The sequence below is a fragment of the Streptomyces sp. NPDC005820 genome (assembly GCF_040630255.1).
Taxonomy (GTDB): domain Bacteria; phylum Actinomycetota; class Actinomycetes; order Streptomycetales; family Streptomycetaceae; genus Streptomyces.
The window spans coordinates 118,037-141,531 of sequence record NZ_JBEXXE010000025.1 but is presented as its reverse complement, the minus strand read 5'-3'; the positions used below and the strand labels follow the sequence as shown (position 1 = coordinate 141,531).

Below are 23,495 nucleotides of genomic sequence, written 5' to 3'. Positions count from 1 at the left end.
GAGCAACACAGGACGCGCCCCCCACAGATCTCGACCCACCGCGACCCCACTTCGCCACCGCCACCGCCACTGCCACCCCAGCCGGCCCGGGACACCACGCCGGGGCCGGGCCTTGAGCTGCGGCCCTTGCGGGAGGGGGGTGGGGGGCCGCCCACAGGGGGCTCCGGCGGGAAGGCCGCAGGGGGCTCTGCGGGGAAGGCCGGAAAGGGATCCGCAGGGAAGCCCGCGGAGGGGGCCGCAGGCAAGGCCGGAAAGGGATCCGCGGGGAAGCCCGCGGAGGGGCCCGCAGGCAAGGCCGTAGGGAGGTCCGCGAGCAAGCCCGCAGGAGACGCCGTACGGCAGTCCGTGGGGAAGCTCGCGGGGGACTCTGCGGAGGGCTCCGCCGCGCTCTCCATGGGAATTTCCGCTGTCGAGTCCGCCGAGGGTTCCTCAGGGGCGAGGGAACGTCGGGAGGCGGGGGCCGACGCGGGGCCCGGTCGAGGTGCGGTGCCGCCGCGCCCGCCTGAGCCGCCTCGGCCTACAAAGCTGCCCGCCCGGTCGGGGACTCAACGCCGCTCGAGGGTCCCTCGCCCGGCACCGGTCGTCGCCCAGCGGGCTGAGGTCCGGAAACCCGCACCGGACCCGCGTCCCTCCTCTGGTCGGCGCCCCTCCGCTGATCAGCGACCGTCCACAGGCCCAGGGCCGTCCGCCGGCCCACGACCGTCCGATGGCCCGGGACCATCCGCAGGTCCACGACCGTCCACTGGCCCGGGACCATCCGCAGGTCCGCGACCATCCGATGGCCCGGGACCATCCGCAACCCCGCGTGCTGCCTACGGCCGACGGCCTTCCTCCGGTGGCCGCCGCTCCCCAGATGGCGACCCCTTCCCCAATGGCCGCCCCTCCCCCAGTGGCGGGCCCTCCCCCAGTGGCGGGCCCCTCCCCAGTAACCGCCCCTCCCCCAGCCGCGCCCCCTTCCCCGGCACCCGCCCCACCCCCCGTACCCGCCCCTCCCCGAACAGCGGATCACCCCCAAGTGGCCGGCCCTTCGCCAATCAGCGCTCTTCCCCCACCGGCCGTCCTTCTCTCGCCAGCCGTCCTTCCCCCGCTGGCCGTCCCTCCCCCACCGGCCGCCCTTCCCCCACCGGCCCTCCCTCCCCCGCCTCAGGCGCGCCCCCGTTCCCGGCCAGGTCTGCCGGATCGGTTGGGGCGCGGTGGCCGAATCCTCGGCTCACCGGGCTGGGGAGTGGGCTGTTCGGTGGGGTGGTGATGTTTGCGCTCGGGATGGTGGACGAGGTGTTGTTCGGCGGCTCGCTGACCGTGTACGGCGTGTTGTTCCTGCCGGTGTGTCTGCTGGTCGCGCTGTGGGTGCGCCCGGGGGATCTGCTGTCGGCGCCCATCGTCGTGCCGATCGCCTTCGCGGTGGGCCTGCTGCCCGTCGCCGGGGGCGCGGACGGGCTCGGGGCGCGGCTGATGGAGCTGGTCACGGGGCTGGCCACGCAGGCCGGCTGGCTCTACGCCGGAACGCTTCTCGCGGCCGCGACCGTCCTGGTGCGGGGAGTACACCGGGCAACGGCCCGCCGCCGGGCAGCGAGGGGCGTGAGCCGCGGCGGCCCACGGCTCTCGGGCAGGGCTTCCTGAGCCGCTCCACGGCACCGGGGCGGCGCCCCCGACGGGGTCCAGGACCCTCGCGCTCGCGCCGGGTTCCTGCTCCGCTCCACCCAGCCGGGCGACGCCCCGACGGACCGGGGGCTCGGTCCAACCACGCCGCGCCCCGACCCAACCGCGCCCAAGACCCGGCCGACGCCGGACTCAGCCGGCCTGTCCGCCCGTCGTCGCTCTCATCGCCGCCCCCACGATCCCCGCGTTGTTCTGCAGTTGCGCGGGGACGATCTCCGCCTTGATGCCCTCGATGTAGTGCAGGAACTTCTCCGACTTGCGGCTGACGCCGCCGCCGATGATGAAGAGCTCGGGGGAGAACAGCATCTCGACGTGAGCGAGGTACTTGGTGACCCGGCGGGCCCAGTGTTCCCAGGTCAGCTCGTGGTCCTCCTTCGCCTTGCTGGAGGCCCGCTTCTCCGCGTCGTGGCCGTGCAGCTCGAGGTGGCCGAGCTCGGTGTTGGGGACGAGGACGCCGTCCGTGAAGACGGCGCTGCCGATGCCCGTGCCGAAGGTCAGCAGGATGACCGTGCCCTCGCGGTCGCGGCCGGCGCCGAAGGCCACCTCGGCGACGCCCGCCGCGTCCGCGTCGTTGACGACGGTCACCGGGAGACCGCCCAGCCGCTCGCTGAACAACGCGCGCGCGTCGGTGTCGATCCAGGCCTTGTCGACATTGGCTGCCGTACGGATGTGCGAACCGCCGGTGACCACACCGGGGAAGGTGAGGCCGACCGGTCCCGTCCAGCCGAAGTGCTCGACGACCTCCTTGACGCCGTCGGCCACCGCATCGGGCGTCGCCGGATGCGGGGTGAGCACTTTCAGGCGTTCCTGAGCCAGGTCGCCCTTGTCCAGGTCCACAGGGGCGCCCTTGATCCCTGAACCGCCGATGTCCACGCCGAAGATCTGCATGGCCCTACGTTACGACGGACGACTGACGGTCACTCGCCCGAGACGTCCGCCGTACCCCCGGCACCGCTGCCGCCGCGCGCCGCCACCAGTGCCGCCGCCTCCTCGCGCAGGTCGCGGCGGAGTTCCTTGGGCAGCGAGAAGGTGATGTGCTCGTCGGCGGCCTTGACCAGCTCGACGTCCGCGTAGTCGCGCTCGGCGAGGAAGGCGAGGACCTCCTCGACGAGGACCTCGGGGACGGAGGCGCCGGAGGTGACGCCGACCGTGCTCACGCCCTCCAGCCAGGCTTCGTCGATCTCGCTCGCGAAGTCCACCAGGTACGCGGCACGCGCGCCCGCCAGCTTGGCGACCTCGACGAGCCGCTTGGAGTTGGAGGAGTTGCGCGAGCCGACCACGATCACCAGCTCGGCCTCGGCGCCCATCTGCTTCACCGCGAGCTGACGGTTCTGCGTGGCGTAGCAGATGTCGTCGCTCGGCGGGGAGATGAGCTGCGGGAACTTCTCCTTGAGGGCGTCGACCGTCTCCATCGTCTCGTCGACGGAGAGGGTGGTCTGGGACAGCCAGACGACCTTGGAGGGGTCGCGCACCTCGACCTTGGCGACATCGCCGGGGCCGTCGACGAGCTGGATGTGGTCGGGGGCCTCGCCGGAGGTGCCGATGACCTCCTCGTGGCCCTCGTGGCCGATCAGGAGGATGTCGTAGTCGTCCTGGGCGAAGCGGACGGCTTCTTTGTGGACCTTGGTGACCAGGGGGCAGGTCGCGTCGATCGTGGCGAGCTGCCCGCGCGCGGCCTCCTCGTGCACCACCGGCGCGACTCCGTGCGCCGAGAACATCACGATGTTGCCCGGCGGGACCTCCTCGGTCCGCTCGACGAAGATCGCGCCCTTCTTCTCCAGGGTCTGCACGACGTACTTGTTGTGGACGATCTCGTGCCGGACGTAGACCGGGGCCCCGTACTGCTCCAGGGCCTTCTCGACGGCGATCACGGCGCGGTCCACGCCCGCGCAGTAGCCCCGGGGAGCGGCGAGCAGGACACGGCGGCGGGCTGGCGAAGCAGTCATGCGTCCCATCGTAAGGCCGCCCGCCGCGCCGCCCCGCTGGCCGCCCGCCGCCGCCACCCCGCAGACCGCCCGCCGCGCCGCCCCGCAGACCGTCCGCCGCCGGCGCGCGTCCGCCGGAGACGCTCGGCCGGGTTGTCAGTCCCGGCCGATAGTCTCGGTCGCATGGCTGTGAACACGTCCGCGGACGCCCCGCTGCCCGTCGGCGAGGTCTCCCGGCTCATCGGGGGGTGGATCGAGCGGCTCGGCGCGGTGTGGGTCGAGGGGCAGATCACCCAGTTGTCGCGGCGTCCGGGCGCGGGCGTCGTGTTTCTGACGCTGCGGGATCCGTCGTACGACGTCTCGGTGGGCGTGACCTGCTACCGGCAGGTGTTCGACGCGGTCGCGGACGTCGTCGGGGAGGGCGCCCGGGTCGTCGTCCACGCGAAGCCGGAGTGGTACGCGCCGCGGGGGCAGCTGTCGCTGCGGGCCGTGGAGATACGGCCGGTGGGGGTCGGGGAGCTGCTGGCCCGGCTGGAGCAGTTGAAGAAGTCGCTGGCGGCGGAGGGGCTGTTCGCGGCCGAGCGGAAGAAGCCGCTGCCCTTTCTGCCGCAGCTGATCGGGCTGGTGTGCGGGCGGGCGTCCGCCGCGGAGCGGGATGTGCTGGAGAACGCCCGGCACCGCTGGCCGGCCGTCCGCTTCGAGGTGCGCAATGTCGCCGTGCAGGGGGTGCACGCGGTGACCCAGGTCGTCCAGGCGGTGAAGGAGCTGGACGAGCTCCCCGAGGTGGATGTGATCATCGTCGCGCGCGGCGGCGGGAGCGTGGAGGATCTGCTGCCGTTCTCCGACGAGCAGCTGGTGCGGGCGGTCGCGGAGTGCCGTACGCCGGTCGTCTCGGCGATCGGGCACGAGCCCGACCAGCCGCTCCTGGACCATGTCGCGGATCTGCGCGCCTCCACGCCCACCGACGCCGCCAAGAAGGTCGTACCGGACGTCGGCGAGGAGCTGGAGCGGGTGCGGATGCTGCGCGGGCGGGCGCGGCGGTGTGCGGAGGCGTTCGTGGAGCGGGAGGAGCGCGGGCTCGCGCACGCGCTGGGGCGGCCGGTGCTGCGGGATCCGCACCGGATGGTCGAGGAGCGCGCCGATCAGGTGACCGCGCTCGTCGAGCGGTCCCGGCGCACGCTCGGGCACCTGCTGGACCGCGCCGACTCCGAGCTCACGCACACGCACGCGCGCGTGGTGGCCCTCTCGCCGGCCGCGACGCTGAAGCGGGGGTACGCGGTGCTCCAGCGGGCCGACGGGCATGTGGTGCGGGATCCGGGCGAGCTGACCGCGGCCGAGGTGCTGCGCGCGCGGGTCGCCGAGGGCGAGTTCACGGTTCGAGTCGACGAGAAGGAATGACCGCATGACGAGCAAGGCCGAGGAAGCCCTGGGGTACGAGCAGGCCCGGGACGAGTTGATCGAGGTCGTACGACGCCTGGAGGCGGGGGGTACGACGCTGGAGGAGTCGCTCGCCCTGTGGGAGCGCGGGGAGGAGCTGGCCAAGGTGTGCCGGCGCTGGCTGGAGGGCGCGCGGGCGCGGCTGGACGCGGCGCTGGCCGGGGAAGAGGAGGGGGCGGCGGCGGAGGGCGAGTGATCCCCCGGGGCGGGTCTCTGTGAGGCGGGTCACCAGCCTCCGCTTTTTGTTGAAACTTGAACGTCCCCTCGCGTACGGTCATCCCTGTCAGCCGATCCGGACCGTGGTCCGGAACGGAGCCAGGCGCCCCACCCCGAGGAAGTTCATGTCTCTCGTTCTTGACCCCGCCGCCCAGGACCTGCTGTTCCGCGAGGCCCACACTGCGAACACCTTCACCGACGAGCCGGTGACCGACGAGCAGATCCAGGCGATCTACGACCTGGTCAAGTTCGGCCCGACCGCCTTCAACCAGACCCCGCTGCGCATCACCCTGGTCCGCTCGGCCGAGGCCCGTGAGCGCCTGGTCCAGCACATGGCGGACGGCAACAAGGCCAAGACGTCCACGGCCCCCCTGGTCGCGATCCTCTCCGCGGACAACGAGTTCCACGAGGAGCTGCCGGCCCTGTTCCCGGCCTTCCCGCAGGCCAAGGACCTGTTCTTCGCCGAGCGCGCGGCCCGCGAGGGTGCCGCCGGGATGAACGCCGCCCTCCAGGCCGCGTACTTCATCGTCGGCATCCGCGCCGCCGGTCTGGCCGCCGGCCCGATGACCGGCCTGGACTTCGAGGGCATCCGCAAGGAGTTCCTCGACGACGACCACACCCCGCTGATGGTGATCAACATCGGCAAGCCCGGCCCGGACGCCTCCTTCCCGCGTTCCCCGCGCCTCGCCTACGACCAGGTGGTCACCACCGTCTGAGCGGATCGAGACGATCAGGACATGCGAAGGGGCCCCGACCGGTCGGTCGGGGCCCCTTCGGCTCTCGGTCAAGCCGGTCGGGCGTCGCTCACGCCGTCTTGAGCGCCTTCGCCATTTCCGTCAGCCGGTCGAAGGACGCCGTGCCCGCGACGACCGTCGTCGAACCGTCGGTGCCCTGCAGGACGAGGGCGTCGTAACGGCCGCCGGTGTAGCGGGTCCAGGTACGGCCGGCGATGTCCTCGGTGACCTTGGTCGCCCGCGCCCCCTGGCTCGCCTCCTCGATGAACTCCACCCGCTTCCGGGTGGACTGCTCGACGGCGACGTACTCCCCGTCGGGAGTGTGGAAGCCGAGATGCCACGAGTCGAACTCGGCGCCCTGGAAGCGCACGGAGGTCGCCTTCCAGCTCTCCGGCAGGCCCTCGGGCGCCGCCACCGGGTACGACGCCGCACGGCGCGCCGTGAGCAGTTCGATGCGGTAGTCGACCCGCTTGACGTCGGGAGCGGTCTCGTCGTGCGGGACGAAGAGGTAGATCACATACGCCGCCATGACGATGAGGCCCAGGGAGAGAACCATGTCCCGGGCCGTCTTCTGCTTGCCGTTCGAACCTGCCACGCCCCCTATCGTCGCAGGTGCCCGGCCCGCTCATCCGTGGGGTCCCCTGCTCATTTTGTCGGACTGACGATAGAGTCGAGGATCGAACCCTCATCCGGCCGTCGTCGTATCAGAAAGGTGCGCTCCGATGACCGAGCATCATCATCTGCCGTCCGAGCTCGATGTCCCTTCCGAGGCCCCCGACCGCAACCTCGCCCTGGAACTGGTCCGGGTGACCGAAGCCGCCGCGATGGCCGCGGGCCGCTGGGTGGGGCGCGGCGACAAGAACGGCGCCGACGGTGCCGCGGTGCGCGCGATGCGGACCCTCGTCTCGACCGTCTCGATGAACGGCGTCGTCGTCATCGGTGAGGGCGAGAAGGACGAGGCGCCGATGCTGTTCAACGGCGAGCGCGTCGGCGACGGGACCGGGCCGGAGGTGGACATCGCCGTCGACCCGATCGACGGGACCACGCTGACGGCCAAGGGCATGCCGAACGCGATCGCGGTGCTCGCGGCGACCGAGCGGGGCGCGATGTTCGACCCGTCCGCCGTGTTCTACATGGACAAGCTGGTCACCGGCCCGGAGGCGGCTGAGTTCGTCGACATCAACGCACCCGTCGAGGTCAACATCCGGCGGGTCGCCAAGGCCAAGCGGGCCACCCCGGAGGACGTCACCGTCGTCATCCTGGACCGGCCGCGGCACGAGGGCATCATCAAGGAGATCCGGGACACCGGGGCGCGCATCAAGCTGATCTCCGACGGCGATGTGGCCGGCTCGATCCTGGCGCTGCGCGAGGGCACCGGCATCGACCTGCTGCTCGGCATCGGCGGCACGCCGGAGGGCATCATCTCGGCCTGCGCCGTGAAGTGCCTGGGCGGCACCATCCAGGGCAAGCTGTGGCCCAAGGACGACGAGGAGCGGCAGCGCGCGGTCGACGCCGGGCACGATCTCGACCGGGTGCTGACGACCGAGGACCTGGTCCAGGGCGAGAACGTGTTCTTCGTCGCCACCGGGATCACGGACGGGGAGCTGCTCCGCGGGGTGCGGTACCGGTCGGAGACGGCGACGACCGACTCGATCGTGATGCGGTCGCGGTCGGGGACGGTTCGGCGGATCGACTCCGAGCACCGGCTCAGCAAGCTGCGGGCCTACAGCGCCGTCGACTTCGATCGGGCCAAGTAGCGCCTGGTAGCGGGTGCGAGTGCTTCGTGGCTTGTCGCGCCACGCGGCGGAGCCGCATGTCGAAACGGCCCCGCGCCCCTGACGTGCGCACCTCGCCGTACCCCGAAAAAGTGGGCGTCCCCCGGTGCGGAGGGGGGCGCCCACTTTCCCGTCGGTGGGGTCAGCCCGCCTGCGCTATGCGGTCCGTCGTCCTGGCCGCCTTCTTCAGTTCCATGTCGCGGCGGCGGCGTCGGGCCAGGACCACGCGGCGTTCGGCGGCGGTGAGGCCGCCCCATACGCCGTAGGGCTCGGGCTGGAGCAGGGCGTGCTCGCGGCACTCCACCATCACGGGACAGCGGGCGCAGACCCGCTTCGCGGCCTCCTCGCGGGAGAGGCGGGCGGCGGTGGGTTCCTTGGAGGGGGCGAAGAACAGGCCTGCCTCGTCACGCCGGCACACCGCCTCGGTGTGCCAGGGAGCGTCTTGGTCGCGCGCTGGCACCCGCTGGGCCGGAACGGCGGCGACCTGCAGGGACGAATGCGGCGGTTGCAGCACGGGTCTACTCCTGACGACGGCTTCGCGAGCGAGAGACGATGCAGCAAGGCCTACCCGCTGTGCGCGCGCCTATGCACTGCGTCCCGAACCGCTGGATTCCTGCGATTCGCGACCGTCAATGGCCCAGGTGTTTGCGCAAACCCTTGTCGACCTTGCGCTGCACCCGATCGAGGATGTCCGCGACGAGCCTGCCGCGCTTCGGCCGGCCCTCGATGTTGCCGAGCACCGCCCAGCCGTCGACGTAGACCACGGGGGCGTCGGGCTCGGGCGAGTCGAGGGCGTCCACCTCGAAGTTGCCGAGGACGCCGCCGCCGGTGCCGCGCAGCGACACGTTCTCCGGGACGTACACCTCGACGTTGCCGAAGACGGACCAGGCCTTGATCATGACCGTCTGGTACTCGAAGAGGGCCTCGCTGAGGTCGATCTCGACGCTGCCGAAGATCGCGTACGCATGGATACGGCGGCCCGCGCGCCAGCGGCCCCGGCGGCTGGCGCTGCTGAACACCGCGACCACGTTGTCGTCGGGGTCGGCGGGGATCGCGCCGGCGTCCGGGCGGCTCGGGGCGCCGCCGGGCGCCGTGCGGCGGGCGTGGGCGGCGGGCAGGTCCCGTATGAAGACCTCCAGTTCGCCGACCGTCTTGGCGGCCAGCACGCCCTCCACGCGCTCGGCGTGCTCGTCGGCGGTCAGCCGGCCCTCGGCCAGGGCCTCGCGCAGGATGTCGGCGACGCGGTCGCGGTCGGCGTCCGACGCGCGCAGCTGGCCGGGCGGTGTGGGGGCGGCAGCGGTCTGCTTCTGAAGGTCCACGGAACCAGCGTACCCAAACACGATAGATCGCGATAGCCCCGCTCCAACTGAGCCTTACCTCACAAGCTCCGTGTCAGAGGCAGGTTCTACGCTGGTGAGGCCCGCCAGTGTCGGCGGGCCGCCGTCTGCAGAGTGAGGAATGGGCTGCGATGCCTGAGTTCGCGTACACCGATCTGCTCCCCATGGGAGAGGACACCACCCCGTACCGGCTGGTGACCGCCGAGGGTGTCTCCACCTTCGAGGCCGACGGGCGGACGTTCCTCAAGGTGGAGCCGGAGGCGCTGCGCAAGCTCGCCGCGGAGGCCATCCACGACATCCAGCACTATCTGCGGCCGGCCCACCTCGCCCAGCTCAAGCGGATCATCGACGACCCCGAGGCGTCGAGCAACGACAAGTTCGTCGCGCTGGACCTGCTGAAGAACGCGAACATCGCGGCGGCGGGCGTCCTGCCGATGTGCCAGGACACGGGCACGGCGATCGTCATGGGCAAGCGCGGCCAGAACGTGCTGACCTCGGGCGGCGACGAGGAGGCCCTCAGCCGGGGCATCTACGACGCGTACCTGAACCTGAACCTGCGCTACTCGCAGATGGCCCCGCTCACCATGTGGGACGAGAAGAACACCGGCTCCAACCTCCCGGCCCAGATCGAGCTGTACGCCACCGACGGCGGCGCGTACAAGTTCCTGTTCATGGCGAAGGGCGGCGGCAGCGCCAACAAGAGCTTCCTCTACCAGGAGACGAAGGCCGTCCTCAACGAGGCCTCCATGATGAAGTTCCTGGAGGAGAAGATCCGTTCGCTGGGTACGGCCGCCTGCCCGCCGTACCACCTGGCGATCGTCGTCGGCGGCACGTCCGCGGAGTACGCGCTGAAGACCGCGAAGTACGCCTCCGCGCACTACCTGGACGAGATCCCGGCGGAGGGCTCGGAGCTCGGTCACGGCTTCCGGGACAAGGAGCTGGAGGAGAAGGTCTTCGAGCTGACGCAGAAGATCGGCATCGGCGCCCAGTTCGGCGGCAAGTACTTCTGCCACGACGTCCGCGTGGTGCGGCTGCCCCGGCACGGCGCGTCCTGCCCGGTCGCCATCGCCGTGTCCTGCTCCGCCGACCGCCAGGCCGTCGCGAAGATCACCGCCGAGGGCGTCTTCCTGGAGCAGCTGGAGACGGACCCGGCGCGGTTCCTTCCGGAGACGACGGACGAGCACCTGGACGAGTCGTCCGACGTGGTCCGCATCGACCTCAACCAGCCGATGGACGCCATCCTCGCCGAGCTGACGAAGTACCCGGTGAAGACCCGTCTCTCCCTGTCCGGCCCGCTGGTCGTGGCCCGGGACATCGCGCACGCCAAGATCAAGGAGCGGCTGGACGCGGGCGAGGAGATGCCGCAGTACCTGAAGGACCACCCGGTGTACTACGCGGGCCCGGCCAAGACTCCCGAGGGCTACGCGTCCGGCTCCTTCGGCCCGACGACCGCCGGCCGGATGGACTCCTACGTCGAGCAGTTCCAGGCGGCGGGCGGCTCCAAGGTGATGCTGGCCAAGGGCAACCGCTCCCAGCAGGTCACCGACGCCTGCGGCAGCCACGGCGGCTTCTACCTCGGCTCCATCGGCGGGCCCGCCGCCCGCCTCGCCCAGGACTGCATCAAGAAGGTCGAGGTCGTCGAGTACGAGGAGCTCGGCATGGAGGCGGTCTGGAAGATCGAGGTCGAGGACTTCCCCGCCTTCGTCGTCGTCGACGACAAGGGCAACGACTTCTTCAAGGACCCGGCCCCGGCCCCGACGTTCACGTCCATTCCGGTGCGGGGTCCTGGCCTGGCCTAGTGCCTCGGGTGCGGCGGGAGACGGATCTCGCCCCCGCCGCCCCTACCCGTCCCCTCCCCGGGGCTCCGCCCCCTGGACCCCCGATCGGCCCTGAACGGGCCTCGTCCTCGAACGCCGGACGGGCTGGAGGGAGCCGTCGGAGCAGCGCGGCGGGTCACCTCCGCGGGAACAGCGGGCCCGTCCGCGATGCTGTCCCCTGTGGAGGTGATCGTCGATGACCGACGAGCAGGACAAGGGCGGGTACCGCATCGAGCACGACTCCATGGGCGAGGTGCGGGTGCCGGCGGACGCCAAGTGGCGGGCGCAGACGCAGCGGGCCGTGGAGAACTTCCCCGTGTCCGGGCAGCGGATCGAGCGGGCGCACATCGAGGCGCTGGCCCGGATCAAGGGTGCCGCCGCGAAGGTGAACGCCGAACTCGGGGTGCTCGACAAGGACGTGGCGGAGGCCATCCAGGACGCGGCCGCCGAGGTCGCCGAGGGGACCTGGGACGCGCACTTCCCGGTGGACGTGTTCCAGACGGGGTCGGGGACGTCGTCGAACATGAACACCAACGAGGTCCTCGCCACGCTGGCGACCGAGCGGCTCGGCCGGGACGTCCATCCCAACGATCACGTCAACGCGTCGCAGTCGTCCAACGACGTCTTCCCGTCCTCGATCCACATCGCCGCCACCGCCGCCGTCACCCGGGACCTGATCCCGGCCCTGGAGCACCTCGCCGACGCCCTCACCCGCAAGAGCGAGGAGTTCGCCGACGTCGTGAAGTCGGGGCGGACCCATCTCATGGACGCCACGCCCGTGACGCTGGGGCAGGAGTTCGGCGGGTACGCCGCCCAGGTGCGGTACGGCGTGGAGCGGCTCACCGCCTCGCTGCCCCGGCTCGCCGAGCTGCCCCTCGGCGGGACCGCCGTCGGGACCGGGATCAACACCCCGCCCGGCTTCTCCGCCGCCGTCATCGCGGAGGTCGCCCGGGTCACCGGGCTGCCGCTGACCGAGGCCCGGGACCACTTCGAGGCGCAGGGCGCCCGGGACGGGATCGTGGAGACCAGCGGGCAGCTGCGGACCATCGCGGTGTCCCTGACGAAGATCGCCAACGATCTGCGGTGGATGGCCTCGGGGCCGAGGACGGGCCTCGCGGAGATCTCGCTGCCCGACCTCCAGCCCGGGTCCTCGATCATGCCCGGGAAGGTCAACCCGGTCATCCCGGAGGCGGTGCTGATGGTCGCCGCGCAGGTCATGGGCAACGACGCCACCGTGGCCGCCGCCGGTGCGGCCGGCAACTTCGAGCTCAACGTGATGCTCCCGGTCATCGCCAAGAACGTGCTGGAGTCGGTCCGGCTGCTGGCCAACGTCTCGCGGCTGCTCGCCGACCGGACCGTGGACGGGATCGTCGCGCACCGCGAACGCGCCCGGGAGTACGCCGAGTCCTCGCCGTCCGTCGTCACCCCGCTCAACAAGTACATCGGCTACGAGGAGGCCGCCAAGGTCGCCAAGAAGGCCCTCGCGCAGCGCAAGACGATCCGCCAGGTCGTCCTCGAAAGCGGGTATGTGGAGGGCGGCAGGCTGACGGTGGAACAGCTCGACGAGGCCCTGGATGTCCTGCGGATGACACGCCCGTAACCTTTCCGCGCGGCGCGCAGAACCGTGACGCGCGCCGCAGCGTCGTATGCCCATGGCACCTAATATCTGTGCATGGCAGACGGTGGAGCGATGAGACGCGTGGGAACAGGCGGTACGGCGGCGTTCTGGGCGCCCGGGGACCGGATCCTGTGGCGCTACCGGGAGAACGGCGGCCCGGGCTTCCACATCGCCCGCCCGGTCACCGTCGTCCGTGACGACGAGGAGCTGCTCGCGGTCTGGCTGGCGCCCGGCACCCAGGTCGTCAAGCCCGTGCTCGCCGACGGCACCCCACTGCACCAGGAGCCGCTGCCGACGCGCTACACCAAGCCCCGGACCGTCCAGCTCGACCGCTGGTTCGGCACCGGTGTGCTGAAGCTGGCCCGGCCCGGCGATCCCTGGTCGGTGTGGCTGTTCTGGGAGCCGGGCTGGCAGTTCAAGAACTGGTACGTCAACCTGGAGGACCCGCTGGCCCGTTGGGACGGCGGAGTGGACTCCGAGGATCACTTTCTGGACATCTGCGTGTACCCCGACCGCAGTTGGGACTGGCGCGACGAGGACGAGTTCACGCAGGCCCAGCAGGACGGACTGATGGACGCCGCCGTCGCCGAGCGGGTGCGGGAGGCGGGCCGAGCGGCGGTGGAGGTGATCCGCGCCTGGGAGGCTCCGTTCAACAAGGGCTGGCAGCACTGGCGCCCGGATCCCTCCTGGGCCGTACCGTTGCTTCCGGAGGACTGGGACCGAGTCCCGGCGCACGTGTCCACATGAGACCCTTGATGCGCCCCCGGGCAGGAAACGTAGGATCGTCCTCCGCAAGACCATCGAACAGCAACTCCCGGGGCCGACACCGGGTCTGACCGAACGTCACCGAGGGGCGGCAGGACGTGAGCGAGGGGTACGAGGGCAACACCGGCGGGGCCGAAAGGACATACGGCGCCCGCCGCCAGGGCCGCGCCCGGTCCTCCGGTGGCACAGGAACAGCCTCTGACCACGCGGGAATTCCGTTCCGGGGACAGGTATTCCGGGTATCGGGTTTTCTGCGGGACCAACTGTGTGCGCGCCGCGCAGCCCCGGACGGACGGATTCGACACGCGTGACGGAGCAGCCCACCAGCTACGAACGCCCCCAGGGCGTCGACCCCACGGAACCCCGCGGGGCGCTCCTGCGTACCCAGGCCCCGGACGCCTCGGACGCCTTACCTCCCGCCGCCTCCCAGGGCCGCGCGGAGGACGGCCCTGGCAGCACCGCGTCGAGTGCCACCAGTGGGAAGGGCAGCAAGGGAAACAAGAGTGCCCAGGGAACGGATCCGGCCGGTTCACAGGCCGAGCACTCACAGCCGGCGGCCGGAGCCGAACCCGACAGCCACCGGCCACGTCCGGCGCCCGAGTCCATCCCGGCCCAGCCGGGTGGTGACATGCGCGCCGAGCGTCGTACGGGGCAAGGGGTGACGCCCGGGCGGCCCGCGCCGATGCGCCGGGACGGGGACCGGCTGCGTTTCGTCGGCGCCGCGACCCGGCGGATCGCCCGCGGCCTGGACCTCGACGAGATCGTGATGGGGCTGTGCCGGGCCACCGTGCCGACCTTCTCCGACGCGATCCTCGTCTATCTGCGCGACCCGCTGCCGGTCGGCGACGAGCGGCCGGTGGCCGACCGCGTCATGCTGCGACTGCGGCGCACCGACCGCATCCCGGAGGAGCGCGACACCGAGACCGGCTTCGCCGCGCTCGCCCTGCCGCCGCCGGAACCCTCCGAGCTGAGCGCCGAGTTGTCCTCCGCGATCGCCGAACTGTGCGAGGTACGGCCCGGCGGGGCGCTCGCGGAGGTGCTGCGCGGGGTGCGCCCGGTGTTCGCCGACAGCCCGGCCGCACGTGCCGCGCTGCCCGAACTCCTGGGCGCGGACAGCACCCTGGTCGTCCCGGGCGGCCAGCGGGCCATCCTGGCCCCGCTGCGGGGCCGCCGCCGGGTGATCGGCGCGGCGGTCTTCCTGCGCCGCCCGGAGCGCTTCCCGTTCGAGAACGACGACCTGCTGGTCGCGGCCCAGCTCGCCACGCACAGCGCGCTCGGCATCGACAAGGCCGTGCTGTACGACCGTGAGGCGTACATCGCCGACGAGCTGCAGCGCACGATGCTGCCGGAGCACCTGCCCCGGCCCACGGGCGTACGGCTCGCATCCCGCTATCTGCCGGCGGCCGAGACCGCGCGGGTGGGCGGCGACTGGTACGACGCGATCCCGCTGCCCGGCAGCCGGGTGGCGCTGGTCGTGGGCGATGTCATGGGGCACTCGATGACCTCGGCCGCGATCATGGGCCAGCTGCGGACGACCGCCCAGACCCTCGCGGGTCTGGATCTGCCTCCGCAGGAGGTCCTGCACCATCTCGACGAGCAGGCCCAGCGGCTGGGCTCCGACCGGATGGCGACCTGTCTGTACGCCGTCTACGACCCCGTATCGCATCGCATCACGATCGCCAACGCCGGCCATCCGCCGCCGGTCCTGCTGCATCTGGGGGGCCGGGCCGAGGTGCTGCGGGTGCCGCCGGGGGCGCCGATCGGCGTGGGCGGGGTCGACTTCGAGGCGGTGGAACTGGACGCACCGGCCGGGGCGACGCTGCTGCTGTACACCGACGGCCTGGTGGAGTCCCGGCTGCGGGACGTGGCGACCGGGATAGAGCAGCTGCGGGAGAAACTGGCCGCGACCGCTCAGCTCACGGGGCCGGATCATCCGCCGCCGCTGGAGGCGCTGTGCGACGAGGTGCTCGACATGCTCGGGCCGGGCGACCGGGACGACGACATCGCGCTGCTCGCCGCCCGCTTCGACGGGATCGCGCCGAGCGATGTGGCGTACTGGTTCCTGGAGCCGGAGGACGCGGCCCCCGGCCGTGCCCGGCGGCTCGCCCGGCGGGCGTTGTCCCGGTGGGGGATGGAGGATCTGAGCGATTCCGTGGAGCTGCTGGTGAGCGAGGTGGTCACCAATGCGGTGCGGTATGCCTCCCGGCCGGTGACTCTGCGGTTGCTGCGGACCGACGTGCTGCGGTGCGAGGTGGGGGACGATGTGCCTCAGTTGCCTCGGTTGCGGCAGGCTCGGGCCACCGATGAGGGTGGGCGGGGGCTGTATTTGGTCAATCGGCTCGCTCGCCGGTGGGGGGCCACACGGCTCAGTACCGGCAAGGTCGTGTGGTTCGAGTTGAATCGGTCGTAGGTCGGCGAAGACAAAGAAGAGAGGGCGTCCGGTGATCACCGGACGCCCTCTCTTTCATGCGGTTACTGGCCGTCGCCGCTCAGTGGGTCCGGCGGGTTGGTCGGGTCCACTGTGGGTTCGCCGGTCGACGGTGCTGTCGTCGTGTTGCCCGTGGGTTCCGGGCTCGTCGGGGTGTTCGCGGTGGGGGTGTTGGTCGGCGTCGGCGCCCCGGTCGTGGGCTTGCTCGTCGGGGTGTTCGTCGCCGTGGGGGTGTTGGAGGGGCTCGGGCTCGACGAGGCGGACGTGGTGGGGGACGGCGACGAAGTCTGGACCGCCGCGCCCTGCTCGGTGTCCAGGTCGAACTTGGTGACCTTGGTGGAGACGCCGAAGGTGTACGCCGCCCAGATCTGCGCCGGGAAGCCACCACCGTTGATCCGGCCCGCGACCGTGGTCAGGCCCGTCGTCGCACCGGTGAGGCTGACCTGGGCGCCGGTCTTGGCCTTCTCGCCGAACAGGCCGACCGAGGTCACCAGGTCGGGGGTGTAGCCGGTGAACCAGGCCGACTTGTTGTTGTCGGACGTACCCGTCTTGCCGGCCACCTTCTGGCCCTTGCGCAGCGGGTTGTCCCGTACGGACTTCTTGGCCGTACCGTCGTCGACCACACCGGTGAGGACCGAGGTGACCGAGTCTGCGGCCTCCCGGTCGACGACCTGCTCCCCGATGGGGTCGGTGTGCTTGAACGTCGGGTAGGCGCTGTTCGTCGCCGTCTTGATGAGCGCCGGGGTGACCTTCTTGCCGTGGTTGTCGAGGGTGGCGTAGACACCGGCCATCTGCAGGGGGCTCGCGCCCATGGTGCCGAGGGTCTGGGCCGGCACCGCCTTGAGGTCCTTGGTGTCCATGCCGAGGTCGTCGGCGACCTTCAGCACCTTGTCCATGCCGACGTCGACGCCCATCTGCGCGAAGACGGAGTTGATGGACTTGTTCAGCGCCGTCTGGACGGTGACGTCGCCGTAGTCCTGGTCGTCCTCGTTCTCCGGGGCGAAGCCGATGTCGCTGCCGACGACCGGGCGCTTGCTGGTGCCGTCGTAGAGCGTGTTCGCGGTGATCTCGTCGCCGTCCTGCGTCTTGGCGTTCTCGTCGAAGGCCGCGGCGAGGATCACCGGCTTGAAGGTGGAGGCGGGCTGGTAGTCGGTGCGGGTGGCGTTGTTGACGTAGTGGTCGGTGTAGCCCTTGCCGCCGTACATCGCCACCACGGCGCCCGTCTTCGGGTCCACCGAGACCGCACCGGCCTGGACGTCGCCGTCGACCGAGCGCTTCTTCGCGTCGAGCTTGCTGGTCAGCTGATCCTTGACCGCCGTCTCCAGCGCCTTCTGCTTCTTCTTGTCGATGTTGAGCTCGATGTTCCAGCCGCCCTTCTTGACCAGGGCGGCGGCGGACTCGAAGTCGTCGGCGATCCCCGTGGCGACGAGCTGATTGGCCAGTTCGACGTTGGCCGCGTAGACCAGGTAGCCGGTCTGGCCCTCCTGGCCGGGGGCGGCCTTCGGGGCCATGGGCTCCGGGAACGTCATCTTCTCGCGGTCCGTCTTGTCGAGCCAGTCCTGCTCGACCATGTTGTCGAGGACGTAGTTCCAGCGGGCCTTGACCAGCCGCTTGCCGGTGTCGGTGGCGACGGCCCAGTCGTACTGGCTCGGGGCCTGGAGCAGGGCGGCGAGGTAGGCGCCCTGCTGGACGGTGAGTTTGTCGGCGTCGACGCGGTAGTAGGCCTGGGCCGCTGCCTGGATGCCGTAGGCGCCGCGGCCGTAGTAGCTGGTGTTGATGTAGCCGGCCAGGATGTAGTCCTTGTCCTTCTCCCGGTCCAGCTTGAGCGAGATGATCAGTTCCTTCAGCTTGCGCGTGACGGTCTGTTCCTGGCTCAGGTAGTAGTTCTTGACGTACTGCTGGGTGATCGTCGAACCGCCCTGCGCGCCCTTGCCCATGAGGGTGTTGAGGATGCCTCGGGTGGTGCCCCTCAGGTCGACGCCGGCGTCGTTGTAGAAGGTCTTGTTCTCGGCGGCGACGAAGGTGTGCTGGACGGCCTTGGGGACCTTGGAGAGGTCGACGTTCTCACGGTTGACGTCACCGTCGCGGGTGGCGATCGAACCGTCGTCGTACTTGTAGACGTTGCTCTGCAGATCGGCGTCGGGGTTGCCGGCGGGGATCGGCGTGCTGACGTACAGCCAGACGAGGGCGCCGATCACGGCCGTGGTCATGAGGAGGAACGCGCCGAGGATCTTCTTCCAGGTGAAGATCCGGCGTATGAGGCTCTTCTCCTTCTTACCGCCCTTGCCGCCCTTGCCGCCCTTGCCGCCGCCTTTGGCGCCCCGGCCGCCTTTCTTGCCGGCGGCGGCCCGGCGCGCGGCCGCGCGGCCGCCGGGTGCGGGGCTGCCCGCGGTGTCGGGTGCCTCGGGAGCTTCGGGGGCCTCCACGGCCGAGCGGGACTCGCTGCGCGTCGGCGGGGCCTCTCTCCGCGGGGAGCGGTTCTTGGGCGCCGCGCGACGGCCACCGCTCTGTCGCGCTCGTCTCTCGTCCGCTCGTCCCATGAGTCCGCTCGCTCCGCTTCGTACTCGGCAGTCACACCAGTGCCTGGAGGCAGGTCAGCTCAGAAAGCTAACACCGTCGGCTATGTCGAAGAGGCCTCGGTCCGGCGTTCGGAGGGGGTGAGAATCAGCACCCCGCCGGGAAACCGGCACACCACGTCACCTCGTTCGACGACTGGAACGCTCCGAGGGTTGCCAAACGCTCATTAAGTGTTATCACTTAGATAGACCGATGCTTACGCATGGCCGCCGGCAGGCGGTACACATCTGAACAAACGGGGGGAATCACCCATGTCCACAGAGACATCCTCGGCCGGCGTGCCCGCGCTGCCCGCTCCGCACGTCAAGGAGTTCCCGGCCCACAGCGTCGGCGGCGGGCTCGCCCTGCTCGGCGGACTGACCGGGCTGCTGGTCGGCGGTGGGCTGATCGCCGCCGCGACCGTGGTGACCGCGACCGGCGCCAAGGCCGCGCTGATCGTCGGCGGCATCCTCATAGGACTCGCCGCGTTCCTGTCGATGTGCGGACTGAACACGGTCGCGCCGGGCGAGGCGCGCGTGGTGCAGCTCTTCGGGCGCTACCGGGGCACCATCCGCGAGGACGGGCTGCGCTGGGTGAACCCCTTCACCTCCCGCGAGAAGATCTCCACCCGGGTCCGCAACCACGAGACGGCCGTCCTGAAGGTCAACGACGCCTACGGCAACCCGATCGAGCTCGCCGCGGTCGTGGTGTGGAACGTGCAGGACACCGCGCAGGCCGTGTTCGAGGTGGACGACTTCCTGGAGTTCGTCTCCACCCAGACCGAGGCGGCCGTACGGCACATCGCCATCGAGTACCCCTACGACTCCCACGACGAGGACGGGCTCTCGCTGCGCGGCAACGCCGAGGAGATCACCGAGAAGCTCGCGGCCGAGCTGCACGCGCGCGTGGAGGCGGCCGGTGTACGGATCATCGAGTCCCGGTTCACGCATCTCGCGTACGCTCCCGAGATCGCCTCGGCGATGCTCCAGCGGCAGCAGGCGGGCGCGGTGGTCGCGGCGCGGCGGGAGATCGTGGACGGGGCCGTCGGGATGGTCGAGGCGGCGCTGCACCGGATCGCCGAGCAGGACATCGTGGAACTGGACGACGAGCGTAAGGCGGCGATGGTGTCCAACCTGATGGTGGTGCTGTGCGGGGACCGGGCGCCGCAGCCCGTGCTCAACACGGGGACCCTCTACCAGTGACGGCTCCCTCCGGGGGTTCGACCCCACCGGGCCGGCCGCAGCGCAAGCAGGTGCTGTTGCGGCTGGATCCCGCGGTGTACGACGCGCTGGCGCGGTGGGCCGGGGACGAGTTGCGGTCCGCGAACGCGCAGATCGAGTTCCTGTTGCGGCGCGCTCTCGCGGAGGCCGGGAGACTACCTCGCGACACGGGGCCGATTCCTCGGCGCGGGCGGCCCCCCGGGGGCTCCGCCCCCAGACCCCCGTCGGCCTGAACGGCCTCGCCCTCAAACTCCCCCAGAGGGGGTGCCCCCAGACGGGCCGGGAGTTGCAGGACCGGCCTCGAACAGCGACCGGCGCTGTAGCAGAACGGTGACAATCGGCCCCCACCTGCACGCCCCCACCCCCCGCCACCACCTACACACTCCGCGTATACACCCCGGGTATACACCGCGTGTACAGTCCTCCCCATGTCCATCGGTCACACCCTCCTGGGACTCCTGGAGTCCGGGCCCCGACACGGTTACGACCTGAAGCGGGCCTTCGACGAGAAGTTCGGTCACGACCGGCCGCTGCACTACGGCCAGGTCTACTCGACGATGTCGCGCCTGCTGAAGAACGGTCTCGTCGAGGTCGACGGCATCGAGGCCGGCGGCGGCCCCGAGCGCAAGCGGTACGCGATCACCGACGCCGGTGTCACCGACGTGGAGCGCTGGCTCGCCACGCCCGAGAAGCCCGAGCCGTATCTGCAGTCGACCCTCTACACGAAGGTCGTCCTCGCCCTGCTCACCGAGCGCGACGCGGCCGACATCCTCGACACCCAGCGGGCGGAGCATCTGCGCAGCATGCGCATCCTGACCGACCGCAAGCGCAAGGGTGATCTGGCGGACCAGCTCATCTGCGACCACGCCCTGTTCCATCTCGAGGCCGACCTGCGCTGGCTGGAGCTCGCCGCCGCGCGCCTCGACAAGCTGAAGGCCACGGTGACCGAATGAACGCCCCCGGGGGATCCCTGCTCGTCGCCGAGGACCTGAAAAAGGCGTACGGGCCGACCATGGCGCTGGACGGCGCCGAGTTCTCCATCCACCCCGGCGAGGTCGTCGCGGTGATGGGCCCGTCCGGGTCCGGCAAATCGACGCTGCTGCACTGCCTCGCCGGCATAGTGACGCCCGACTCCGGCTCGATCCGGTACGACGGGCAGGAGCTCGCGACGATGAACGACGCACGGCGCAGTCTGCTGCGGCGCACGGAGTTCGGGTTCGTGTTCCAGTTCGGCCAGCTGGTGCCGGAGCTGACCTGTGTCGAGAACGTGGCCCTGCCGCTGCGGCTGAACGGCACCTCCCGCAAGCAGGCCGAGCGCACCGCCCTCGGGTGGATGGAGCGGCTGGAGGTCGACGACCTCGCCAAGAAGCGGCCGGGTGAGGTGTCCGGCGGGCAGGGCCAGCGGGTCGCGGTGGCGCGCTCGCTCGTCACGAGCCCGCGGCTGATCTTCGCGGACGAGCCGACCGGTGCGCTCGACTCGCTCAACGGCGAGCGTGTGATGGAGCTGCTCACCGAGGCCGCCCGATCGGCCAACGCGGCCGTGGTGCTGGTGACGCACGAGGCGCGGGTGGCCGCCTACTCCGACCGCGAGATCGTCGTACGGGACGGGAAGTCGCGGGACATGGAGCGGGTCGTATGAACGTGAGGCAGTGGTCCCGGGATCTCGGCCTCGGGGTGCGGTTCGCCTTCACGGGCGGCCGGGAGGGCTGGATCCGCGCCGCGCTGACCGCGGTCGGCGTGGGGCTCGGGGTGGCGGTGCTGCTGCTGACGACCGCGATACCCAACGCGCTTCAGGCCAGGCACGCGCGCGAAGAGGCGCGGCTGGACTACTCGTTCTCCGCGGAGGTGCCGCGCAAGAGCGACAGCACTCTTGTGCTCGTCGAGTCCGACACCACGTTCCGCGACAAGGACGTGCGCGGCCGGCTGGTGGAGCCGGAGGGGCCCGACGCCCCGCGGCCGCCCGGGGTGGACGCCTACCCGGCCAAGGGCGAGATGGTCGTCTCGCCGGCACTGAAGAAGCTGCTCGCCTCCGGTGGTTCGGCGCTGCTGCGGGAGCGGCTGCCGTACCGGATCGTGGGGACGATCGGGGAGAGCGGGCTGATCGGCTCGCAGGAACTCGCCTACTACGCGGGCGGCTCCGGGCTGGCCAGGTACCTCGACGGCAACGGGGCGACCCGGCTGACGGCGTTCGGGAACCCGAAGCCGACGCACGAGGACACGGACCCGGTGCTCGTCCTGCTGATCCTCGTCATGATCGTGGTGCTGCTGATGCCGGTGGCCGTGTTCATCGCCGCGGCCGTGCGGTTCGGCGGCGAGCGGCGCGACCGCAGGCTCGCGGCCCTCAGGCTGATCGGTTCCGACGGCGGGATGACCCGGCGGGTCGCGGCCGGTGAGGCGATGGCCGGGTCGCTGCTCGGGCTGGTCGCCGGCACCGGGTTCTTCCTGATCGGCCGGCACGTGGCGGGCTCGGTGGAGGTGCTGGGCATCAGCGCCTGGCCGAGCTATCTCGACCCCTCGCCCCTGCTGGCGGCGCTGGTCGCGCTGGCGGTGCCCGCCGCCGCCGTCCTGGTCACGCTCTTCGCCCTGCGCGGGGTCGTCATCGAGCCGCTCGGCGTGGTCCGCACCGCCCGGCCCACCCGGCGCCGGCTGTGGTGGCGGCTGCTGCTGCCCGTGGGCGGTCTCGCGATGCTCTACCCGATGATCGGCCAGGGCCGCACCAACGGCGACTTCAACCAGTACCTGGTGATCGGCGGAGTGCTGCTGCTGCTGGTCGGGGTCACGGCCCTGCTGCCGTGGCTCGTGGAGACGGTCGTCGCCCGGCTCGGCTCCGGTGGAGTGGCCTGGCAACTGGCCGTACGGCGCCTGCAGTTGAGCAGCGGTACGGCGGCCCGGATGGTCAACGGCATCGCGGTGGCGGTGGCCGGGGCGATCGCCCTGCAGATGCTGTTCGCCGGCGTCGACGGCGACTACACCAAGGCCACCGGGCAGGATCTGCGGCGGGCGCAGCTCCAGGTGACCGTGCCGGAGGGCGTCCCGCTGGCGGAGACCGCCCGGAAGTTCGCCGACACCAAGGGCGTCACGAAGGTCACCGCGCTGTGGGAGGGCTACTTCGGCAACTCCTCCTGGAACAGCGAGAACGGCCCGGAGATCAGCTCGGAGCTGACCGTGGGCGACTGCGACGCGCTGCGCGAGGTGGCGAAGCTGCCCTCCTGCAAGGACGGCGACATGTTCGTCCTGAACGGAGCCGACTACGACTCCGACTCCGCGAAGCTGAACAAGCCCGGCACGAAGCTCTATATCGAGGGATGGGGCGAGCACAGCCCCGAAGCCGTCTGGACCGTCCCCGCAGGAATCCGGGAGGTTCCGTCGATCAAGGACCCCCGCAATCTGCGGCGCGGTGGCTTCGTGATGACGACGGGCGCGCTGCCGAAGTCGCTGGAGAAGACGGTCAGCGGTGAGGTGTACCTCTCGGTCGACGAGTCCGTGCCCGACGCGAGCGAATACGTCCGCAACACCACCTTCCACGTGGACCCGATAGCCTCGATGATGACCTGGTCGGCCACCGAGAAGAACCGGAAGTACGAGTCCATCCGCTCCGGTCTGATGGTCGGTTCCGCCTGTGTGCTGCTGCTGATCGGGGCGAGCCTGCTGGTGTCGCAGCTGGAGCAGCTGCGCGACCGCCGCAAGCTGCTGTCGGCCCTGGTCGCCTTCGGCACCCGGCGGCGCACCCTGGGCCTGTCGGTGCTGTGGCAGACGGCGATCCCGATCGCGCTGGGTCTGCTGCTGGCCATGGGGGTGGGCCTCACGCTGGGCGCGATCCTGCTGAGGATGACGGACACCGGCATCAGTGTGGACTGGCCGAGCGTGCTGGCGATGACCGGTTTCGGCGCGGCGGTCGTGGTGCTGGTGACGCTGCTGAGCCTGCCGCCGCTGATACGGCTGATGCGGCCGGACGGTCTGCGCACGGAGTGACCTGGAGGGCCCCTCGGATTGCCGCCGAGGGGCCCT

At 71.0% G+C, this 23,495-nt stretch carries 19 protein-coding genes and 1 pseudogene; 14 read left to right on the top strand and 6 right to left on the bottom strand.

All coding sequences use genetic code 11. The annotated features are described in order from the left end of the window. Window positions 1-1,191: 1,191 nt before the first annotated feature. A pseudogene (locus ABZ464_RS29285) lies at window positions 1,192-1,620 on the top strand (DUF6542 domain-containing protein); the annotation flags it as partial. Between the two features lie 171 nt (window positions 1,621-1,791). On the opposite strand, the gene ppgK reads toward ABZ464_RS29285, so the two are convergent. Both ppgK and ABZ464_RS29275 read right to left on the bottom strand, forming a co-directional pair. After that, window positions 1,792-2,547 carry a polyphosphate--glucose phosphotransferase gene (gene ppgK, locus ABZ464_RS29280; RefSeq protein ID WP_359281426.1) on the bottom strand — a complete coding sequence of 252 codons (756 nt, stop codon included), beginning with the start codon at window positions 2,545-2,547 and terminating at the stop codon, window positions 1,792-1,794. Window positions 2,548-2,576: 29 nt separating this feature from the next. Continuing rightward, a complete protein-coding gene (locus tag ABZ464_RS29275) occupies window positions 2,577-3,614 on the bottom strand; it encodes a 4-hydroxy-3-methylbut-2-enyl diphosphate reductase (protein WP_359281423.1) in 1,038 nt (345 codons plus the stop codon). A 153-nt stretch (window positions 3,615-3,767) separates the two neighbouring features. Between ABZ464_RS29275 and xseA the strand changes: the two genes are divergently transcribed. From xseA to ABZ464_RS29260, 3 genes are all read left to right on the top strand, one after another. Beyond that, window positions 3,768-4,982 (top strand): exodeoxyribonuclease VII large subunit, encoded by a 1,215-nt coding sequence (gene xseA / locus ABZ464_RS29270; protein WP_359281421.1) that lies wholly within the window; start codon window positions 3,768-3,770, stop codon window positions 4,980-4,982. A 4-nt stretch (window positions 4,983-4,986) separates the two neighbouring features. Next, window positions 4,987-5,217 (top strand): exodeoxyribonuclease VII small subunit, encoded by a 231-nt coding sequence (locus ABZ464_RS29265; protein ID WP_359281418.1) that lies wholly within the window; start codon window positions 4,987-4,989, stop codon window positions 5,215-5,217. 145 nt (window positions 5,218-5,362) lie between these two features. Next, window positions 5,363-5,953 carry a malonic semialdehyde reductase gene (locus ABZ464_RS29260; protein ID WP_359281416.1) on the top strand — a complete coding sequence of 197 codons (591 nt, stop codon included), beginning with the start codon at window positions 5,363-5,365 and terminating at the stop codon, window positions 5,951-5,953. A gap of 88 nt (window positions 5,954-6,041) precedes the next feature. On the opposite strand, the gene ABZ464_RS29255 is transcribed toward ABZ464_RS29260, so the two are convergent. Next, window positions 6,042-6,566, bottom strand: coding sequence for a DUF4245 domain-containing protein (locus tag ABZ464_RS29255; protein WP_359281413.1), 525 nt, complete (start codon window positions 6,564-6,566; stop codon window positions 6,042-6,044). Window positions 6,567-6,693: 127 nt separating this feature from the next. Between ABZ464_RS29255 and glpX the strand changes: the two genes are divergently transcribed. Then, window positions 6,694-7,728: a class II fructose-bisphosphatase gene (gene glpX / locus ABZ464_RS29250; RefSeq protein ID WP_358999543.1), complete on the top strand. Its 1,035-nt coding sequence runs from the start codon at window positions 6,694-6,696 to the stop codon at window positions 7,726-7,728. Between the two features lie 160 nt (window positions 7,729-7,888). Here the strand turns inward: glpX and ABZ464_RS29245 are convergent, their stop codons facing one another. Further along, window positions 7,889-8,260 (bottom strand): WhiB family transcriptional regulator, encoded by a 372-nt coding sequence (locus tag ABZ464_RS29245; protein ID WP_359281410.1) that lies wholly within the window; start codon window positions 8,258-8,260, stop codon window positions 7,889-7,891. Between the two features lie 115 nt (window positions 8,261-8,375). Continuing rightward, window positions 8,376-9,065 carry a DUF1707 domain-containing protein gene (locus ABZ464_RS29240; RefSeq protein WP_359281407.1) on the bottom strand — a complete coding sequence of 230 codons (690 nt, stop codon included), beginning with the start codon at window positions 9,063-9,065 and terminating at the stop codon, window positions 8,376-8,378. Between the two features lie 149 nt (window positions 9,066-9,214). Here ABZ464_RS29240 and ABZ464_RS29235 point away from each other — a divergent pair, with 149 nt between their 5' ends. The 4 genes from ABZ464_RS29235 to ABZ464_RS29220 all read left to right on the top strand — a co-directional run bounded on the left by ABZ464_RS29235 (window position 9,215) and on the right by ABZ464_RS29220 (window position 15,693). Beyond that, entirely contained in the window at window positions 9,215-10,882 is a 1,668-nt protein-coding gene (locus ABZ464_RS29235) for a fumarate hydratase (RefSeq protein WP_359281404.1), read from the top strand. 214 nt (window positions 10,883-11,096) lie between these two features. Further along, window positions 11,097-12,500: a class II fumarate hydratase gene (locus ABZ464_RS29230; RefSeq protein ID WP_359281402.1), complete on the top strand. Its 1,404-nt coding sequence runs from the start codon at window positions 11,097-11,099 to the stop codon at window positions 12,498-12,500. 72 nt (window positions 12,501-12,572) lie between these two features. Further along, window positions 12,573-13,265 (top strand): DUF402 domain-containing protein, encoded by a 693-nt coding sequence (locus ABZ464_RS29225; RefSeq protein WP_359281399.1) that lies wholly within the window; start codon window positions 12,573-12,575, stop codon window positions 13,263-13,265. Between the two features lie 325 nt (window positions 13,266-13,590). After that, window positions 13,591-15,693 (top strand): SpoIIE family protein phosphatase, encoded by a 2,103-nt coding sequence (locus tag ABZ464_RS29220; RefSeq protein WP_359281397.1) that lies wholly within the window; start codon window positions 13,591-13,593, stop codon window positions 15,691-15,693. A gap of 62 nt (window positions 15,694-15,755) precedes the next feature. On the opposite strand, the gene ABZ464_RS29215 is transcribed toward ABZ464_RS29220, so the two are convergent. Continuing rightward, window positions 15,756-18,251: a transglycosylase domain-containing protein gene (locus ABZ464_RS29215; protein WP_359281395.1), complete on the bottom strand. Its 2,496-nt coding sequence runs from the start codon at window positions 18,249-18,251 to the stop codon at window positions 15,756-15,758. Between the two features lie 288 nt (window positions 18,252-18,539). Here ABZ464_RS29215 and ABZ464_RS29210 point away from each other — a divergent pair, with 288 nt between their 5' ends. From ABZ464_RS29210 to ABZ464_RS29190, 5 genes are all read left to right on the top strand, one after another. Beyond that, window positions 18,540-19,469 (top strand): SPFH domain-containing protein, encoded by a 930-nt coding sequence (locus ABZ464_RS29210; protein WP_359281392.1) that lies wholly within the window; start codon window positions 18,540-18,542, stop codon window positions 19,467-19,469. Next, window positions 19,466-19,720: a hypothetical protein gene (locus ABZ464_RS29205; RefSeq protein ID WP_359281390.1), complete on the top strand. Its 255-nt coding sequence runs from the start codon at window positions 19,466-19,468 to the stop codon at window positions 19,718-19,720. The genes ABZ464_RS29210 and ABZ464_RS29205 overlap by 4 nt, the downstream gene beginning before the upstream one ends. 195 nt (window positions 19,721-19,915) lie before the next feature. Continuing rightward, window positions 19,916-20,440 carry a PadR family transcriptional regulator gene (locus tag ABZ464_RS29200; protein WP_359281387.1) on the top strand — a complete coding sequence of 175 codons (525 nt, stop codon included), beginning with the start codon at window positions 19,916-19,918 and terminating at the stop codon, window positions 20,438-20,440. Then, on the top strand, window positions 20,437-21,126 hold the full coding sequence (locus ABZ464_RS29195; RefSeq protein ID WP_359281385.1) for an ABC transporter ATP-binding protein: 690 nt from the start codon (window positions 20,437-20,439) through the stop codon (window positions 21,124-21,126). The genes ABZ464_RS29200 and ABZ464_RS29195 overlap by 4 nt, the downstream gene beginning before the upstream one ends. Beyond that, the gene (locus tag ABZ464_RS29190) at window positions 21,123-23,459 is read left to right on the top strand and encodes an FtsX-like permease family protein (protein WP_359281384.1); all 2,337 of its coding nucleotides are present in this window, start codon (window positions 21,123-21,125) and stop codon (window positions 23,457-23,459) included. The genes ABZ464_RS29195 and ABZ464_RS29190 overlap by 4 nt, the downstream gene beginning before the upstream one ends. Window positions 23,460-23,495 lie beyond the last annotated feature (36 nt).